Below are 18,759 nucleotides of genomic sequence, written 5' to 3'. Positions count from 1 at the left end.
GGACGTCTTCGCACCTCCGACGCCCGCGTGGTTGCGATAACAGTAAGCCACATTCACGATTGATTTCCCGGCCCCGCAGCCTTGTTTTCGCAAACATTTCCTGCAACGATCAGTGACGATCCGACTTCCGGATGCTGATTCGAAGGAGAGCCAGTGATGAATCCCCCGAACCGCCCGAGGCGGCGACTGACCGGAATCGGAGTGGGCTGCGCGCTCGTCGCCGCCGGCCTCTCGCCGTTCGCCGCGTCCCCGGCCTGGAGCGCTGAGGCCTCGGCCGATCTCGTGCTCCGCACGGGCACCCTGGAAGTACGTGCATCCAGCGGCTTCCCCCAGGTGATCACGTACACCGACCGCGACAGCGGCGCCGTGATGAACGGCAACGACACCGCCCTCACCTCACTCGAGATCAACGGCACCGCACACGCGGTCGAGGTCACATCGGAGAAGACGAGCAAGAACAGTGCGCGGTACCAGATCACTCCCGGTGACCTGCCGGGTGTCCGGCTCACCGCCGAAATCAGCGTGAAGAAGAACGTCGTCACGCTCGCGATCACCGAGATCATCGATCCCGACGGCGTGGTCAAGAGCCTGCGCATCCCGGGGCACAACCTCGTCACCGTCTCGTCCGCCGAGCCGGGGGCCGCCGTCGCCGCGGCCAATCTCTCCGTCGACCGCAACGCCTCCGGTGACGTCTTCCTGCCGGTCACGGCCGAGACACCGCTCGATGCCGCACCGAAGTCGTCGAACACGATCATCGCGAACACCGGACAGCTGGCCGCCGCCTTCACGACGAACGCTCTGTACGACACCTCCTCCGGCCCTTCCCAGAAGGACTCGGGGAACTTCTGGCGCCAGGCCACGGCGGCCGACGGCCAGGTCGAGGTCGGAATCTCCAGCGGACAGTGGCTCTATCGCGCCGCAGAGTCCGAAGCGACGGAGGAGCTTCCCTGGGTCAAGGTCGCCATCACACCCGACGCCAACGCGGACGGCGCTGTGGACTGGCAGGACGGCGCCATCGCGCTCCGCGGCATCCGCATCGCCCCGAACAAGGGCGACCAGACGCCGGACAACGTCATCACTCACATCCCGTTCAACTTCGCCTCGCAGGCGACGCATCCGTTCCTGCGCACTCTCGACGACGTCAAGCGGATCTCGCTGGCGACCGACGGGCTCGGACAGGTCGCGATGCTCAAGGGGTACACGAGCGAGGGCCACGACTCGGCGAACACCGACTACGGCGACAACTTCAACGAGCGCGCGGGCGGCCTGGAGGAACTCAACGAGGCCCTCGCCACAGGGAAGAAGTGGAACGCATCGTTCGGCGTGCACATCAACGCCACGGAGATCTACCCGGAGGCGAACTCCTTCAGCGATGAGATCGCCGACGAGGGCGCGAAGGGCTGGAACTGGCTCGATCAGTCGTTCTACATCGATCAGCGCTACGACCGGGTTTCCGGCGAGCTGGACAAGCGGATCGGCGAACTCGCGGATGCCACCAACGACAACCTGGACTTCGCCTACGTCGACGTCTACTACGAGCACGGGTGGCTGGCACAGACGCTGCAGGACTCCCTCATCGATCACGGGTTCCGCGTCGGTTCCGAGTGGGCCGACAAGCTCGCCGAGAACAACACCTGGTCGCACTGGGCCAATGACGAGAAATACGGCGGCTCGAGCAACAAGGGCGTCAACTCGCAGATCCTGCGCTTCGTGAACAACACCCAGGCCGATGTCTGGAACCCCGACGCGCGCCTGGGCACGAGCCACATCATCGAGTTCGAGGGCTGGACGGGGCAGAACGACTACACCGCGTTCACCCGGAATGTGTGGCAGGCGAACCTGCCGACGAAGTTCCTCCAGCACCACGAGATCACCCGGTGGACGGACGAGGCGATCGAGCTCGAGGACGACGTGCGCGTCACCGGGACCACCGCCGCCGATCGCTCGATCACCGACGGAGGCGCAGAGGTGCTTCGAGGCGACACGTACCTGCTGCCGTGGTCGTCGAAGGACAAGGACACTCGCGACAAGCTCTACCACTACAACCCGAGCGGCGGCAGCACCACGTGGCAGCTGACCTCGGAGTTCAGCGGAAACAGCTCGCTGCAGCTTTTCGCGCTGGGTGACAACGGCCGCACCAAGGTCGCCGATCTGCCTGTCACCGGTGGCGCTGTCACGATCGACGCGCAGCCCGGGCAGCCGTACGTGCTCGCGGCTGGCACGAAGATTGATGCCGCGAGCGCGCTTCCGCAGACCGCGAAGTTCGGGCAGCACACGCCGGTGCAGGATCCCGGCTTCAATGAGACCGACCTCGCCTCGTGGAACCCGCAAGGCGCGGCATCCGTCGACCTCGATGGCCTCGGCCGACGTTCGGCCCTGCTCGGAGCCGGCGAGGCGTCGATCAGCCAGAAGCTGCGCGCACTCGATGCCGGTACCTACACCGTGAGCGCGTGGGTCGGCATCGACCCTGGTGCGACGCGCCCCACCACGCTCAGCGTGAAGGTGCCTGGAGGCGAGAACGGGTCGGTGACCGTCGACGCCTCGACGATCACGAACACGGTGGCCGCCGACGAGTGGCACAGCACGAACCTGCAGCGTCTGAAGGCCACGGTCACGATCCCGGAGGACGGCACGAAGCCGACCCTCACGATCGCGGCCGGCGCTGGTGACGCTTCGGTGCGCATCGACAACGTGCGCGTGATCAAGACCACGGGTTCCGAGCTCGGTGACGGTGTGATCGTCTCCGAGGACTTCGAGAACGTGGATGCCGGTTGGGGTCCGTTCTTCAAGGGAGATGCCGGCGGTGTCACCGACCCGCGCACGCACATCTCCGAGCGGAACGAGCCGTATACGCAAGCCGGGTGGAACGATCGTCCCATCGACACGATCCTGAACGGCGACTGGTCGCTGATGGCGCACGAGGAGAACTCCGGGCTCGTCTACCGGACGTCCGACTACACCGTGCCCTTCGAGCAGGGCCACCGTTACCGGGTGAGCTTCGACTACCAGTCGACCCTCGCCGACGAGTACGCCTGGGTGAACGGATACGACTCGACGACCGGGCCGGTGGTGACGCAGACGACGCCGTTCGACACCGTGCGCGAAACGACTCGCTTCGAGCAGATCATCGACGCGAGCCCCTGTGGCGCGACGTTCGTCGGTCTGCAGCGGACCGGAGGCGGCGTCGCCGACCTGATCCTCGACGACTTCGTCGTGGAGGACCTGGGCCCGGCCGACTCCATCCCCGCATGCGCCCAGTTGAGCGGCGACCTCGGACCGGACGTCGTGCAGCAGGGCGTTCCGCAGGAGTTCGTCACGACGTTCACCTCTGACGAGCCCGCTCCCATCTCGGATGTGGCGGTGACGCTGGAGCTGCCTGAGGGCTGGACGGCAGAGGCGAAGACCGCCGCTACCGCGGCCGAGCTCGCTCCGACCGAACGACTCGTCACGACCTGGAGCATCACCGCTCCGGCATCCGCAGACGGGGCATATCCGGTGATCGCGAACGCGTCGTACCGCACGACGGTCGATCCGATCGGTGAGCGGAGCATCAGCGCGACCACCACCGTACGCACCCTGCCCAAGCCACCGCAGAGCGACGTGTTCGCGAGCGACCACGACTGGGTGCGGGCGACGAACGGGTGGGGGCCGGTCGAACGCGACCTCTCCAACGGAGAGCAGGGAACCGGCGACGGCTCGCCGCTCACACTCAACGGGGTCGTCTACGAGAAGGGACTCGGAGCGCACGCGGCGAGCACCGTCCGGTACTACCTCGGCGGCTACTGCACGGCGTTCACCAGCTCCGTCGGCATCGACGACAAGCAGGCGACGCGCGGATCCGTGACCTTCTCGGTGATCGCCGACGGCCGCACCGTCGTCACCTCCCCGGTGATGAAGGCGACCAGCACGACCTTCGAGCTCAGCGCCGACGTCACGGGTGCACAGTTCGTCGACCTCGTTCTGGGCGATGCGGGCGATGGCGTCGGCAACGACCATGGCGACTGGGCCGATGCGAAGTTCCGCTGCTCGGACACTCCCGTCGACGGCGGGGATCCTGTCGCACCGAAGGGAACCGCATACGTCAGCGACCTCCCCTTCCTGAGCGAGGCCAACGGGTGGGGGCCGATCGAACGGGACCTGTCGAACGGCGAGGACGCGGCCGGCGACGGCACAGCCCTCACCATCGGCGGAGTCGCTTTCGCCAAGGGTCTCGGCACGCACGCCGATTCCTCGGTGAAGGTCTACCTCGGCGGGGCGTGCACGACCTTCACCGCCGTGCTCGGACTCGACGACTCGAAGGACGAGAAGGGAGAGGGCAACGTGATCTACAAGGTCTCGGGCGATGACGCTCTCCTGCATCAGTCGGCGGCCGTGCTGTGGAGCGATCCCGGCACGCCGATCGAGATCGACGTCACCGGCGTCGACGTGCTCGAGCTCGTCGTCGACCGCAACGGCGTGGACTTCAGGGACCACGCGAACTGGGCGGACGCGAAGGTGGTCTGCGCGCCGTAGTCGCTGAGCAGACGGAAGGGCGGATGCTTCGGCATCCGCCCTTCTTCGTACCGTGAGCAACCAGCGCTCACGCGACGCGGGCGACCGGCCCGCACATGAGAACCGCCCCGAGGCTTTGACCTCGGGGCGGTTCGCTGTATCGCCTGCGCTCAGGAGCCGATGAACTCCTCGACCTCGCCGAAACCGGGCTGCTCCCGGATCTCGACGACATCGCCGAGGCGATCCGTGTCGAGCACATGAATCTCATTCCGGCCCTCGCGCCACAGCGGTGCCGGGGCGTACAGCGTCTCCTGCGGGCCGATCTCCCAGTAGCGGCCGAGCAGGAAGCCGTTCAGCCACACCATCCCCTTCGCTCCGCCGGGGAACGCGAGCCAGGCGTCGGCAGGCTCGGCGATGTCGAACACCGCCGTCGCGACACCCGCGACCGACGCCGCGCCGGACGTCGTCGGCGCATCCTGCGGGAGGATGCGGTGCGTCCAGCCGTGCACGAAGCGCCGGCCGATCATCACTCCGTTCATGATGCCCTTGTCCTCGCCAGTGCGAGGACCGTAGTTGATGCGGCCGAGGCTCTCGACGACGATGGTCAGCCGTCCGCTGCCACCCGCTGCCGGGAGGGCGAGCGAGGTCGAGCCGTCGCGCTCGAGCACGCCGAGGCGCTGCTCGTCGAGGAACACGATCGCGCGGTCGTGCAGCACGGGCACGCTGAGCATCGCGTCGACATCGAAGGTGCAGTCGGCCTGATACGCGACGAACCCGTCCTCCGCCCCGATCTGATCGAACGTGAGCGGCGCGGGCGCTTCGGCGACGACGGATGCCGCGCCGACCGCATCCAGAAGCGAGGCCCGAGCGACCAGGGCGGCACGAGCCGCGGACTGCCGACGGGGCGGCTCCGGGATCGCCGGGAGCGGCTCGGTGTGGAACGGCGCGAACGCCGCACGCAGCGCATGGAACTTCGCGTTCAGCGAGCCGTCCTCGCCGATGGGGGCGTCCGAGTCGTAGCTGGTGACGGTGGGCTGGAGGACGCCGTCGTGGTTCGCGCCGTTCCACAGACCGAAGTTCGTGCCGCCGTGAGCCATGTAGAGGCTCACGGAACCCCCGGCGTCCAGCAGCTCGTCCACGGTGCCGATCATGCCGTCGGCCGAACGAACGTGGTGACGCTCACCCCAGTGATCGAACCAGCCGCCCCAGAGTTCGCTGCACATGAGTGCGACGTCGTCGGGCTTCAGCTCCTGGGCCTGGGCGACTCCGGTTCCGAACGTGAACGTGGGCATGGCACCTGCGACGCTGCCGTTGCGGACCATGTCCGCGGTGATCCCGTCTGCCGTGGTCAGCAGCTCGACGATGCCGCGCGCACGCAGTCCATCGCGCAGGTGCGTGAGGTAGGCGGCATCGCTCCCGAAGGATCCGTACTCGTTCTCGACCTGCACGGCGACGATCGGCCCGCCGTGAGCGGCCTGGAGCGGCACGAGCCGCGGCAGCAGCTCGTCGTACCAGGCGTCGACGCCGGCGAGGAAGATCGGATCGCCCGTCCGGACGGCCGGCGTCTGACCGCTGAGCCAGAACGGGATGCCGCCGTTCGACCATTCGGCACAGATGTAGGGGCTCGGCCGGACGAAGACGTCGAGCCCGACCTCGCCGGCGATGCGGATGAACCGCTCGATATCGCGCCAGCCATCGAAGCGGACATCGCCCTGGATGCGCTCGTGGAAGTTCCAGGCGATGTAGGTGTCGACGGTGTTCGCCCCCATCGCGGCAAGTCGGCGCAGCCGGTCCTCCCACTGGTCGGGGTGCACACGGAAGTAGTGGATCGCTCCGGAGAGGATGCGATGCGGACGTCCGTCACGCAGCATCTCCCCGTTGCGCCACGTCAGCGTCGACGTGGTGCGGGCGGCCGCGTGTGCAGCCGGCATGAGGGTGTCGGTCATGAAACTCCTGAGGCAGTGTTTGCGTTCACATTATCGCACCGCTGTCACTGCAGCATCCCGTGTCTGCGCCGAATGATCGCTACCATGGGCCCATGTCTCCGCGCCGCGCCCCTGAGGATCGTGCCCCCAGCCAGGTGGATGTCGCTCGCCTGGCCGGAGTCTCGGCCCAGACCGTCTCCCGGGTGATGTCGGGACTGGACAACGTCCGTCCTGACACGGCCCGCCGCGTGCATTCCGCTGTCGAGCAGCTCGGCTACCGCGTGCACGCCGCAGCCGCCTCGCTCGCGTCCGGGCGCACCCGCATCCTCGGTGTGATCGTCGTCTCGACCGATCGGTATTCTTCGGCGGCCCTCGGCGTCGGCATCGAGCAGGCCGCGGCCGCGAACGGCTATACCGTCACCACAGCGGCCGTCGCCGATCACGCTTCCACCGACGCCTTCCTCGACGCCTTCGACCGCTTGGAGCGCCAGGGGGCCGAAGGCATCGTGCTCGGCGTGCCTATCGAGCTCGACAGCCCCTCGATGAGAACGCGAACACAGCGCACCCCGGCGACCCGCACCGATCGCGTCACCCTGGAGACCGGCGCACCGCTGGCCGTGGACCAGAACGAGATCGCCCGGCTCGCCGTCGAGCACCTCCTCGATCTCGGACATCAGACGGTGTGGCACGTCTCCGGCGACGAGTACTGGGCCGAAACCGTACAGCGCCGCCAGGTCTGGGAGCAGGTGCTCATCGAGCGCGGCATCACGCCGCCGCCGGTCATCCCCGGCGATTGGACACCGGAATCCGGTTATCGCGCCGGCCGGACGATCGCCGCGATCCCGGGCGCCACCGCCGTATTCGTCAGCAGCGACGAGATGGCTTTCGGCGTCATCCGGGCCCTGCACGAGGCCGGTCGGAACGTGCCGGAGGAGGTCTCGGTGGTCAGCGTCGACGACATCGCCCTCGCCGCCTACGCCTCCCCGGCGCTCACCACGGTGCGTCAGCCCTTCGAGGCGCTCGGCCGGGCCGCCGCGCTGCGTCTGATCGCCGAGATCGAGGGCACGGATCCCGTCGGCGACATCCCGCCGATCACCCCCACGCTCGTCGTGCGGTCATCGACGGCGCCGCCGCCCGCCTGAGCATCCGCCCCCTCCCGCCCCCTGAGCATCCGTCCGACCCTGAGCATCCGCCCCGCCCCGCGGAACACGTGCATGCCCAAAACACAGATGCAGGTCGAAACCGTGCTTCTCGACCTGCATCCGAGATCTGAGCAGACAGGTGTACCGTCGCCGTCCTACGGGGATGTCGCCGACCGCGTGCGGTCGCGGCAGCGCCATCACGCCGGTGCAGCATCCGCCCTCACTACGCTGATCACATGAGCACCCACATCGCCGCAGAGCCCGGCCAGATCGCCCCCGTCGTCCTCTTCCCCGGGGACCCGCTGCGGGCGAAGTGGATCGCGGAGACCTTCCTCGAGGACGCCGAGCTGTACTCGCAGACCCGCGGGATGCTCGGCTTCACCGGAACGTGGGAGGGCCACCGCGTCTCGGTTCAGGGCTCCGGCATGGGCCAGCCGTCGATGGCGATCTACGCGAACGAGCTGTTCGACTCGTACGACGTGCAGACCGTGGTCCGCGTGGGCTCATGCGGCGCGCTCACCGAGCGCCTGGCGGTGCGAGACATCATCATCGCCAACGGCGCCTGCACCGACTCCGGGATCAACCGGGTGCGCTTCCACGGATTGGACTACGCGCCGGTTGCCGACTTCGGCCTGCTGCGCGCTGCCGTCGAGGCGAGCGAGCAGATGACCCTCGACAGCGCGGCGCACGTCGGCCTGCTGCTCTCGAGCGATCAGTTCTACAGCACCCGCCCCGAGCTCAACGATCCGTTCGTGAAGCACGGGGTACTCGGAGTCGAGATGGAGACGAGCGGGCTGTACACACTGGCTGCGTACTACGGTCGGCGTGCACTCAGCATCTGCACCGTCTCCGATCACATCGTCACCGGCGAAGAGACGACGGCGCAGGAGCGCGAGCAGACGTTCGGCGACATGATCCGCATCGCGCTGCGTGCGGCGACCTCGGGCTGAGCCCCGCCAGCTCAGCGGACAGGCGCGTCCTCCGTCGCACGGGAGGCGAGGTAGTCCTCCCACGTCGACTCGCCTCGGACAGCGGCATCACCGGCGAGGTTGTCGCCGGCTCGGTAGGCACGACCGACGGCACCGGGGATCCCGAATCGCAGAAGCCGATGCCCGCGCCCGCGTGCACTGTCGAAGGAGCGCACCATGTCGGCGATCTCCTGCACGCGCGGCCCGACGAGATCCGCTGCGCGACCGACCGGGTCTCCGAGAGTGAGCTCAGCGAGTCGCGCTGCGACTTCCGTCACAGCGACGGACTCGAAGCACAACCCACGCGGAGCCGACCGCATCCGGGACAGGACCTTCACCATCGGCAGGGCGAAGTCATGCAGTTGCGCCACGCGCAGGATGGTCCAGGGGATTCCCGATGTCTGGAACGCGGCCTCGGCGGCTGCCTTGGCCCGGAAGTAGCCGATGGGCATGCGGTCAGCGCCGGTCACGGAGATGAGCACGAGGTGCCGCGCACCGGCTCGCCGGGCGGCCGCCACGAGGTTCTGCGCCGCAATGTCGTCGCCCTTGGCTCCACCGGCGAGGTGGAGCACGGTCTCGACTCCGTCGAGCGCAAGATCAAGCCCAGTGCCCTGCACCGTGTCGCCTTCGACGTACTCGATGCCGGGCTCAGCCTGCCGGGAGTGTCTGCTGAGAATGCGGACCTCTCGCCCTGCCGCACGCAGGAGCGGAACGGTGTGCCGTCCGATGTTTCCGGTGCCCCCTGTGACCAGAATGGGAGTGCTCATGATGTCGTCCTTTCGTTTCGTCGTGCCGACCTGTCACATCTCGGTCAGTTCATCCGTCGAGATCATGACGATCGACGATGAGGAGATGTGACATGAATGACGAAGAACTTGCCCGGCGGTTCGAGTGCACCCGCCCGCGGCTCAGGTCCATCGCGACACGACTCCTCGGATCGAGCGCCGATGCCGAGGACGCGGTTCAGGAGACGTGGCTGCGCCTGGCGCGATCGAATGCTGCCGAGATCGACAACCTCGACGCCTGGTGCACGACCGTCGTCTCCCGCATCAGCCTCGACATGCTCCGTGCCCCCCGGTCGAGCCGAGAGAGGTCGTGGCACGTCGAGCCGTGGCGCGATGAGCCCGTGGATCCTGCCCCGGATCTTGCCGACCTCGTCGATCAGTCGGACCGCGTCAACGTGGCGCTGCTCGTGGTGCTGGACGCCCTGACGCCCGCCGAGCGGATCGCCTTCGTCCTGCACGACATCTTCGGCCAACCGTTCGATGAGGTGGCCGAGGCGGTGGGGCGTTCCCCGGAGGCTGCCAGGCAACTGGCTTCTCGCGCGCGGCGCCGCCTGCGCGATACATCAGCACCCGCCCGCGCTGACCGCCGCCGAGGGCGCGCTCTCGTCGAGGCGTGGCTCGCGGCAGTGCAGAACGGCGACCTCGGCGGACTGCTCGGCTTACTGCACGACGACGCCACCCTGCACGCCGACTACGGGACGAGCACGCAGACGTTGACAGGTGCCGATGAGATCGCCGCTCAAGCCGTGCTCGCCGCCCGGCTCGCCGCTCACTCCACGCCCGTCTTGATCGATGGTCACCCCGGAGTCGCCGCTGCCTTCGACGATCGCGTCGTGTCGCTGATGTGGTTCGAGATCTCCGACGACGATCGCGTCGTCGCTCTGCACGTCCTCGCTGATCCGACCCGACTGCAGGGAATCTCGGTCTGACGCTCGGGTGAGGGATGATCGAAGGACCATGACTTCCCCTTCGCGGCTCGATCCCGCCGCCGTTCCCGATGCCGCCGACCCGGATGCCGTGTACCTGGCCTTCGCGGAGTGGGTCGAGTCGACCGGCATCAGCATGTACCCGGCACAGGACGAGGCGGTCATCGAGATCGTGTCGGGGAACAACCTGATCCTCAGCACGCCGACCGGCACCGGCAAGTCTCTCGTCGCGGTCGGCGCGCACTTCGCGGCCCTCGCAGCCGGGCGTCGCAGCTACTACACCGCGCCGATCAAGGCCCTGGTGAGCGAGAAGTTCTTCGCCCTGGTCGATGTCTTCGGTGCAGAGAACGTCGGCATGGTGACGGGCGACTCGGCCGTCAACGCCGATGCGCCGATCATCTGCTGCACGGCAGAGATCCTCGCGAACCTCGCACTGCGTCAGGGGCCGACGGCGAATGTCGGCCAGGTCGTCATGGACGAGTTCCACTTCTACGCCGACCCCGATCGCGGCTGGGCATGGCAGGTGCCGCTGCTGACGCTTCCGCAGGCGCAGTTCATCCTGATGTCGGCGACGCTCGGTGATGTGACCGTGCTGGCGGAGGATCTGACCCGGCGCACCGGCCGTGAGACGGCCACAGTCACCGGCGTGGAGCGTCCGGTGCCGCTGCACTTCTTCTATGAGATGACGCCGATCCACGAGACGATCGACGATCTGCTGAACACCGGCCAGGCGCCGATCTACATCGTGCACTTCTCGCAGGCCGCGGCGATGGAGCGCGCCCAGTCCCTGTCCAGCACGAAGATCGCGACCCGGGAGCAACGCGACGTGATCGCTGAGCTGATCGGCGGGTTCCGGTTCACCACGGCATTCGGCAAGACGCTGTCGCGGTTCCTGCGCGCCGGCATCGGCGTGCACCACGCTGGCATGCTGCCGAAGTACCGCCGCCTCGTCGAACAGCTCGCCCAGCGCGGCCTGCTGCGCGTGATCTGCGGCACCGACACTCTCGGCGTCGGCATCAACGTGCCGATCCGCACCGTGCTGCTCACCGCACTCACGAAGTTCGACGGCACCCGGATGCGCCAGCTCAACGCCCGCGAGTTCCACCAGATCGCCGGGCGAGCGGGACGCGCGGGGTACGACACCTCTGGCACCGTCGTCGCCGAGGCACCCGATCACGAGACCGAGAATGCCGCTGCGATCCGCAAGGCGGGCGATGATCCGAAGAAGAAGCGCAAGCTCATCCGCAAGAAGGCACCGGACGGATTCGTGTCGTGGGGCGAGCCGTCGTTCCGCAAGCTGATCGACGCCACCCCCGAAACACTTACCTCGCACATGCAGATCACGAGCAGCATGATGCTGAACGTGATCGGCCGCGGTGGCGACGTATTCGCCAATATGCGCTCACTGGTATACGACAACCACGAACCGCGTTCCCGCCAGCGCGAGCTCGCCATCCGTGCCATTGGCATCTACCGCACGCTCCGCGAATCCGGCATCGTCGAACGCACCGCCGACGGGGAGATCCGCCTCACCGTCGACTTGCAGCCGAACTTCGCCCTGAACCAGCCGCTGTCGCCGTTCGCCCTGGCGGCGTTCGAGCTACTCGACCCCGAGGCGCCCGGCTTCGCGCTGGACATGGTCTCGATCGTGGAGTCGACACTGGATGACCCGCGTGCCGTGCTGAGCCAGCAGGAGTTCCTCGCTCGCGGCGAGGCTGTCGCCACGATGAAGCGCGAGGGCATCGAGTACGACGAGCGGATGGAACTGCTCGAGGAGATCACCTACCCGAAGCCCCTCGACGAGCTGCTCACCGCCGCCTTCGAGACGTTCAGCGCCGCGCAGCCGTGGATCCGCGACTTCGAACTGCATCCGAAGGCCGTGGTCCGCGACATGTACGAACGAGCCATGTCGTTCGGGGAATATGTCGCCTACTACAAGATCGCCCGTTCCGAGGGTGTGGTGCTGCGCTACCTCTCCGATGCGTACCGTGCGGCATCGCAGACCATCCCGGAGGAACTGAAGACCGAGGATCTGCGCGATCTCATCGAGTGGCTCGGCGAACTGGTGCGCCAGGTCGACTCCAGCCTGCTCGACGAGTGGGAGGAGCTGATCGCCGGGCACATCCCGCCGCACGGCTCCGACGAACCGATCGTCCCGCCCGCGCCGAAGCGCCTCACCAGCAACACCCGCGCCTTCCGCATCCTGGTGCGCAACGAGCTGTTCCGTCGCGTGCAGCTGGCCGCCCGCGAAGACGTCGACGCGCTGGCCGAGTTGGACACCGACTTCGGAGCGGCCGGGTGGGATGCCGCCCTCGACGCCTACTTCGCCGAGCACGACGAGATCCTCACCGGCGCGGATGCCCGCAGCTCCAAGCTGCTGCTGCTCGACGAGGGCACGACCGTGTGGACCGCGCATCAGATCATCGACGACCCGGCCGGCGATCATGACTGGCGCATCACCGCGACCGTCGACCTCGCGGCATCCGATGAGGCCGGCGAAGCCGTCGTCACCGTGACCGCGGTCGATCGGCTCTAGCTCGACGGACGGGTGCGGCCGTCCGCCGCACCCGCCTCCGGTTCCGAATCACGCGAAGGCGTCGGGGTACAGCGCCTGCGCGATCTGGTGCACGACCGAGATGTTCCCCAGCGTGCCCGGGAATGTGTCCGCGGTCGAGATGGCGATCAGGCGATCGTCGCGAACCGCTGGCATGTCGGGGAAGGTGGCCGTGAGGTACGCACGGGTGGCGGCCTCGTGCGCCGGATCCGTCACGGCGAACACGAGAGCGTCAGGCGATTCCGCCGCGAGCGATTCCGGGGTGATCTCTGCGGCGAAGAAGTCGCCGAACGCGGCATCCTCCGGGCTGAACACGTTGTCGGCGCCGGCCCGTCGAAGAATGTCGTACTCGATTCCCGCGCCGACCGCCGTCAGCGACGTTCCGTCGACGTAGATCTGCGCCACACGCAGCTTGTCGTCGACCTGCTCCACGGCGGCGTCGACCACGGCGAGGTCGGCCTTCGATTCATCGATGAGGGACTCCGCCTTGTCTTCGACGTCGAAGATCGTCCCGAGGTTCTCGAGGTCGATGAAGAGATCGTCGACCGTTCCTTCCATGCGTCGCTCGAAGCATCCGCCGGTGGCGACGTACGCGGCGACGCCGGCCTCCTGCAGCTGTTCGATGCTGGCGAAGCCCTGCTCGGCGGTGAACTCGTAGGTCGTCGGCGAGTAGACGAAATCGGGTTCGACTGCGAGGAGCGCTTCGCGGTTCGGCGGCGAGTCCGCCCCGAGCACGGGGACATCGGCTGCCAGTGCGGCGACGTCGGCGGGAAGCGCCTGCGCTGTGGCCTGCGCCTGACCGACGAGCCGGTCGGCGAGCCCCAGGCGCAGCAGCAGCTCGGTCTGCGAGGGGTGCAGGCCGACCACGGCGGTCGGTGTCTCGGGCACCACGACAGTGCGGCCGCAGTTCTCGATCGTGACCGAGCCCGCCGATGAGGAGGGCGGCTGGGCGGAGGCGACTCCCGCCCCGCATCCGGTCAGACCGAGGATGCTCAACCCTCCCAGTGCAGTCATCAGGATGCTGGCGGATCGCGTGCGGGGTTTCATTCGGTTCTCCTTGGTGATGAGGGCGGGTGGTTCCCGCCCGAGGGGGTGAGAGGGTGGAAAGTCATCGCCCGGGCGCCCGTGCCCTCTTCCACCGCGACGCGTGCCGTCACGCGGAACACGTCGCTCACACGCGCCGGTGTGAGCACCACGTCGGGTCGCCCGAAGGCCACCAGGTTCCCGGCGTCGAGAACGGCGATGTCGTCGCAGAATGACGCCGCGATGTTCAGGTCGTGGAGAGCGGCGATGACGGTCTTGCCGAGACCGGTGACGACGCGCATCAGGTCGAGTTGATGAGAGATGTCGAGGTGGTTGGTGGGTTCATCGAGCACGAGGATCTCGCCGTCCTGCGCGAGGGCACGGGCCAGCATCACGCGCTGCCGCTGTCCGCCGGAGAGCTGACGCATCAGGCGGTCTCCGAGATCGGCGACGTCGGCGGCGCGCAGCGACTCGTCGGCGATCCGCAGATCCTCCGGAGAGTCTCGCGTGAAGGGCGGCCGGTGCGGCGCGCGGCCGACGAGCACCGTCTCCCGCACTGTGAGATCGAAATCGGACGGCGCATCCTGCAGCATCACCGACACCGTCCGTGCGAGCACCCGGGGTGCGAGTTCTGCGACGTCATCGCCGTCGACGCAGACCCGGCCACGGAGAGGCCGACGGCCGGTGAACAATGTGCGCAGGAGGGTCGATTTGCCGCTGCCGTTCGGACCGACGAGTCCGACGATCCGGCCGCGGCCGATCGTCAGGTCGATTCCGCGGAGTACGACGCGACCGCCGAGCGCGACGTCGACGCCTTCGAAGGAGATGGTCATCTGTCGATTCCCGCTTTCTCGCCGCCCCGGCGCATCAGCCAGAGGAAGAACGGGGCCCCGACGAAGGCGGTGAGGATGCCGAGGGGGATCTCGGATGGAGCGGCGACCGTGCGCGCGAGCAGGTCGGCGACCATCAGGAAGAGTGTGCCGGCGAGCACGGTGATGGGGAGCATCCGCCGGTGATCGGAGCCGACGAAGATGCGCGCGACATGGGGGATCACGAGCCCGACGAAACCGATGCCTCCGCTGACGGCGACGATCGCCCCGGTGAGGAGCGACGCGATGACGAGGAGCGCTCCGCGCAGTCGCGTCGTGCGCACCCCGACGGCGAGCGCGGATTCATCGCCGGCCAGCAGCGCGTTCATCGACCTGGCGAGGCCGAACACGGCGACGGATGCGATCAGGAGAGCCACCGTCGGGATGAGAAGCGACGACATCGTCGCTGCCGACACGCTTCCCAGCAGGAAGAACATCACGCTCACGACGTTCTGAGCGTCTGTCGTGATCGTGAGATAGCTCGTCACCGCACTCAGCAGTGACCCCAGCGCCACACCGGCGAGGATCATTCTGGTCGGCGACAGCTCACCGCGGCGCCGTGCGAGAAGCGCCACCAGGATGCAAGCGATCACGGCGCCGGCGAAGGCCGCGCCGCTCATGGTGAGCCCGGCGAACGCCGCCCCACCCGAGACGATGACGAGCACCGCTCCGACACTCGCTCCCGAGGAGACGCCGAGGATGTACGGCTCGGCGAGCGGGTTTCGAACGACGACCTGCATGATCGCCCCGGCGAGGGCGAGGCCGGCTCCGGAGAGCCCGGCGAGGAGCGCGCGCGGCAGCCGGAACTGCCACACCGCCTGGTCCTGCAGCGTCGACAGGCTGCCGTCCGACATCCACGGCATGTCGGCCACCAGATGACCGATCACGATCTTCGCGGCGTCGATCCCACTGACCTCGACCTGCCCCGTTGCTCCGGATACGACGAGCACGGCGAGAATCGACGCCACCAGCGCAGAGATCGGGATCGCCAGCGAGAGCCTGCGCCGGCTTCCTCGTTCTCGGCCTTTCTTGTGGATGGTCGGCTGTGCCGCGCTGGTCATTCGCTGTGTTCCATCGTGAGGCGGGCGGCGAAGTCCAGCGCGGTCAGTCCCAGTTCGTGGAGACTCGTCAGATCATTGGAACCGTGCCCCGCGGCCGGAGCGGTCCACATGCGCGCGGAGCCCCCTGCCCGCAGGAGCGCCTCCACCGTGCGCACGGTGTCCCGAGCGATGACGCGCGTGTCCTTCTCCAGCACGATTCCGAGAAACTCCGGGGTCGCGGACCCACGCGGCAACGCCTCGGCCTGCGAGAGCGGTGAGATCCGTCGCACCCGCTCGCGCCCTTCCGGAGTGCCGTCATCGCCGAACTCCGACTTCCAGAGCCTTCCCAAAGGGTGACCATCAAGGCCGAGGAGATCGAGCGGAGCTCCGGTCGTCACCACCCCGGCGCACAGGCCGGGATGCTCGAGCGCGCAGCTCGCGACGATGACGCCGCCGAGCGATGCCCCCACCAGGACGAGCAGCTCGGGTCGGGTGATCCCCCGATCGACAAGGGCTCGTGCCACGGCGGCCAGATCTGCGATCGTGCGGTGCTTGTTCGACCCGCTCCCGGCATCCCGCCACTGCACGCCGTGCTCGCCACCCCCTCGGAGCTGCGCTGTCGCGTACGCGCCGCCGTGTGCGAGCCATGCCGGGATCGTCGGCTCGAATGCGGGCAGGTACGCAACACCGAACCCGCCGTAGCAGGTGAGGATGAGAGGCCTCGGGATGGACGGATCCGGATCGGACGTGACGTGCACCACGAGATCCGCTCCGTCATCGGTGCGGATCTCGTGCCGAACCGTGGTTGCCCCGGAGGGCGCCGGCGCCGCGCGTCGATCCAGGGTCGCGATCCTGTCACACTCGACGATCTGCGGCGGAGTCAATGGTCCTTCCACAGCGACGTGGAGTACTCCAGCGTCCACGCTGATTCCGGTCGCCGACACGGCGTCGTGGCCGGCGGTCACTTCCTGTGTGCGCACGATCTGTCCGTCGCGGAGAGTGACGATGACGCTCCGCCCGCCGCGCACCACCAGCACGACGACCTGCTCGCCCTGCACCGCGACGTCGACGATCTGCTCGGTGGAGTCCCATCTCCACCGGATGCCGCCGTCGATGTCGACGGCGTCCAGGCCCGCATCGCGCCAGACGAGGATGCCGTCTGCGAGGGGCATCGCCCGGAACAGCGCGGCGAAGGTACCCAGGCAGGTGTCCGACGCGCGGTCGATGAGCACCGTGCCCCCGTCTGTCGCACGTCGAGCCAGCAGCCCGCCGCGACCGCCGCGGAAGAAACGTACGCGGGTGCCCTGGGCGGTGGCGGTCGCCTCCCACTCGCCGCTCTCGACGTCGAGGCTGACGATCTGGTCGTCCCTGCTCGCGACGACCTCGAGCCGCCGCGAGTCCGCCTTCCAGAGGACCGTGTCGTAACGAATACGGATGTGCGGATGCACGCGCATCTCTCCGGTATGCGCGTCGATGATGGCGAGTACGGCGTTCTCGTCGGCATCCGCGGCCCATTCGGCAGCGATCAGCCGACCGTCCGGCGATGGCGCGATCCGGTGGAGGTGCCCTTCGGGCTCGGCGACGCACCGCCCATCGCTCCGATACACACCGCGGCGGACCCGCCCCGCCTTGCGCCCGAGTGAGAATCCCGCGTTCGGCAGGCCGGGACGCCCGTACTCCTCCCCCTGCGAGAGCGCGGCGGAGAGCGAATCCGTGAGCGCGCTCATCGGCCGACCAGGTCGTTCAGCGGTCGGTCGGATGCCGCCCAGAAGAGGTGTCCGCCCTCGTTCAGCGGCGTGGGGAACTCCACGATCTCCGTATCGCCGTCGCGGATGAGGAGGAGGCGGGAATCGCCACCGCTGGTCACCGCGATCGTGTCACCGGACGGGTCGAGAGCGATCGACCGGCGCTGCGCGGGCAGGCCGTCGACGGAATCCCACGGCAGGTGACCGGGGCGCGGCGGGTGTGTCATCGCCGGGATCGGGAGGTGCTGCGCCACGCGATCTTCGGCCCTGTCGACGGTGACCACGGCATCGCCGTCGGGGTGGATGACCGCCACGGCAGCCGTTCCGGCCCCGAGCGCGAAGCGGAAGGCGAGACCCGGCGGCAACGGCACCGATCTTGTGGCACCGGTGTCGAGATCGATGTCGACGAAGGTGTTGGTCCACACCGCCCAGGCGCCGGCCGCAGGAGAACCCCCTCGAACGATGCCCGTCGCATGCCCGCTGTCCGGGTCGAGCCGTAGGTAGTACGGCCTGCCGTCTCCCGGCCAGGGGATCACTCCGAGAGCGCGGGGCTCACCGCGATCGACGACGAATCGTTCGAGCCCTCGACCGGTCGCCACGGCCATGATCCCCGTCTGCGGATGCACGACATCGCCGTGACCGTCTGCCGCGAGGTCATCCAGGATCCGTCCCCGAAGCACCGGCACATGCGGGCCGACTTCGAGGGCCGACCCCAGCGGCACCGCTTCGATCGCGCCGGGTTCGCGGTGGCGCAGCAGGATCGTCGGCTCCCCGGTGGTCTGATCCGCGGCGACGACCACGCCGGGCTCACCGGTCCTCGCTCGGAAGCGCACGGAACTCTCGCGCACCAGATCGACGACGGTGACGACATCGCTCCACGGAGCCTCGTTCATCCCCGTCCCCGAGGTGACGACCACGTGTCGACCGTCGTGGTCGCAGGCGATGTGCTCGGCGGGGATCGCGATCGGGATCCGCCGCACCGAGGAATCGTCGCCGACCACGAGAGCGCCGTCGGCGTCATCCGCGAACGCCCAGCGACCGCTCGCGCCCTTCGGCAGTGCGAGGAATCCGGCGTGCTCGGCGAGCGTCGCCTCGACGACGACACGCGGGAGCGAACCGTCGACCGCGTAGACGACATCTGCGCGGTAATCAGCGACGAGGAGAGGGGGCGAAGAGGGCATGTCTGAAACAATAGTAGATATTGAGAATCATTATCATTTAGAGTCGGAGCCGTTCACCTCGTGAACCCGCTCGGCGAGACCGCCGAGCGGAATTCCCCACAGAAGGAGCA

At 68.1% G+C, this 18,759-nt stretch carries 12 protein-coding genes; 5 read left to right on the top strand and 7 right to left on the bottom strand.

The annotated features are described in order from the left end of the window. Positions 1-156: 156 nt before the first annotated feature. Complete coding sequence (locus tag MRBLWH12_RS15715; protein WP_363550606.1) at positions 157-4,512, top strand: endo-alpha-N-acetylgalactosaminidase family protein; 4,356 nt, start codon at positions 157-159, stop codon at positions 4,510-4,512. A 149-nt stretch (positions 4,513-4,661) separates the two neighbouring features. Here the strand turns inward: MRBLWH12_RS15715 and MRBLWH12_RS15710 are convergent, their stop codons facing one another. Continuing rightward, on the bottom strand, positions 4,662-6,437 hold the full coding sequence (locus MRBLWH12_RS15710) for a glycoside hydrolase family 35 protein (RefSeq protein ID WP_363550604.1): 1,776 nt from the start codon (positions 6,435-6,437) through the stop codon (positions 4,662-4,664). Positions 6,438-6,529: 92 nt separating this feature from the next. On the opposite strand from MRBLWH12_RS15710, the gene MRBLWH12_RS15705 reads away from it, so the two are divergent. Both MRBLWH12_RS15705 and deoD read left to right on the top strand, forming a co-directional pair. Further along, positions 6,530-7,558 (top strand): LacI family DNA-binding transcriptional regulator, encoded by a 1,029-nt coding sequence (locus tag MRBLWH12_RS15705; protein ID WP_363550602.1) that lies wholly within the window; start codon positions 6,530-6,532, stop codon positions 7,556-7,558. Between the two features lie 236 nt (positions 7,559-7,794). After that, positions 7,795-8,508, top strand: a complete 714-nt coding sequence (deoD, locus tag MRBLWH12_RS15700; protein ID WP_363550601.1) for a purine-nucleoside phosphorylase — start codon at positions 7,795-7,797, stop codon at positions 8,506-8,508. A gap of 11 nt (positions 8,509-8,519) precedes the next feature. Here deoD and MRBLWH12_RS15695 read toward each other — a convergent pair whose 3' ends face one another. Continuing rightward, positions 8,520-9,293: an SDR family oxidoreductase gene (locus tag MRBLWH12_RS15695; RefSeq protein WP_363550600.1), complete on the bottom strand. Its 774-nt coding sequence runs from the start codon at positions 9,291-9,293 to the stop codon at positions 8,520-8,522. A gap of 92 nt (positions 9,294-9,385) precedes the next feature. Between MRBLWH12_RS15695 and MRBLWH12_RS15690 the strand changes: the two genes are divergently transcribed. Next, positions 9,386-10,240 carry a sigma-70 family RNA polymerase sigma factor gene (locus MRBLWH12_RS15690; protein WP_363550598.1) on the top strand — a complete coding sequence of 285 codons (855 nt, stop codon included), beginning with the start codon at positions 9,386-9,388 and terminating at the stop codon, positions 10,238-10,240. Between the two features lie 28 nt (positions 10,241-10,268). Continuing rightward, positions 10,269-12,773: a DEAD/DEAH box helicase gene (locus tag MRBLWH12_RS15685; protein ID WP_363550597.1), complete on the top strand. Its 2,505-nt coding sequence runs from the start codon at positions 10,269-10,271 to the stop codon at positions 12,771-12,773. A 48-nt stretch (positions 12,774-12,821) separates the two neighbouring features. On the opposite strand, the gene MRBLWH12_RS15680 is transcribed toward MRBLWH12_RS15685, so the two are convergent. Genes MRBLWH12_RS15680 through MRBLWH12_RS15660 form a run of 5 tightly spaced genes read right to left on the bottom strand, consistent with a single transcriptional unit; the run spans position 12,822 to position 18,649 of the window. Then, positions 12,822-13,838 (bottom strand): ABC transporter substrate-binding protein, encoded by a 1,017-nt coding sequence (locus tag MRBLWH12_RS15680; protein ID WP_363550595.1) that lies wholly within the window; start codon positions 13,836-13,838, stop codon positions 12,822-12,824. Further along, complete coding sequence (locus MRBLWH12_RS15675; protein ID WP_363550593.1) at positions 13,835-14,647, bottom strand: ABC transporter ATP-binding protein; 813 nt, start codon at positions 14,645-14,647, stop codon at positions 13,835-13,837. The genes MRBLWH12_RS15680 and MRBLWH12_RS15675 overlap by 4 nt, the downstream gene beginning before the upstream one ends. Further along, the gene (locus tag MRBLWH12_RS15670) at positions 14,644-15,744 is read right to left on the bottom strand and encodes a FecCD family ABC transporter permease (RefSeq protein ID WP_363550591.1); all 1,101 of its coding nucleotides are present in this window, start codon (positions 15,742-15,744) and stop codon (positions 14,644-14,646) included. The genes MRBLWH12_RS15675 and MRBLWH12_RS15670 overlap by 4 nt, the downstream gene beginning before the upstream one ends. Further along, on the bottom strand, positions 15,741-17,450 hold the full coding sequence (locus MRBLWH12_RS15665) for a prolyl oligopeptidase family serine peptidase (RefSeq protein ID WP_363550590.1): 1,710 nt from the start codon (positions 17,448-17,450) through the stop codon (positions 15,741-15,743). Before MRBLWH12_RS15665 ends, MRBLWH12_RS15670 begins: the two co-directional genes overlap by 4 nt. After that, a complete protein-coding gene (locus MRBLWH12_RS15660; protein ID WP_363550588.1) occupies positions 17,447-18,649 on the bottom strand; it encodes a hypothetical protein in 1,203 nt (400 codons plus the stop codon). Before MRBLWH12_RS15660 ends, MRBLWH12_RS15665 begins: the two co-directional genes overlap by 4 nt. Positions 18,650-18,759: the final 110 nt, after the last annotated feature.

It is taken from the genome of Microbacterium sp. LWH12-1.2 (genome assembly GCF_040675825.1).
Classification (GTDB): domain Bacteria; phylum Actinomycetota; class Actinomycetes; order Actinomycetales; family Microbacteriaceae; genus Microbacterium.
This window is presented reverse-complemented; position numbering and strand designations above follow the sequence as displayed.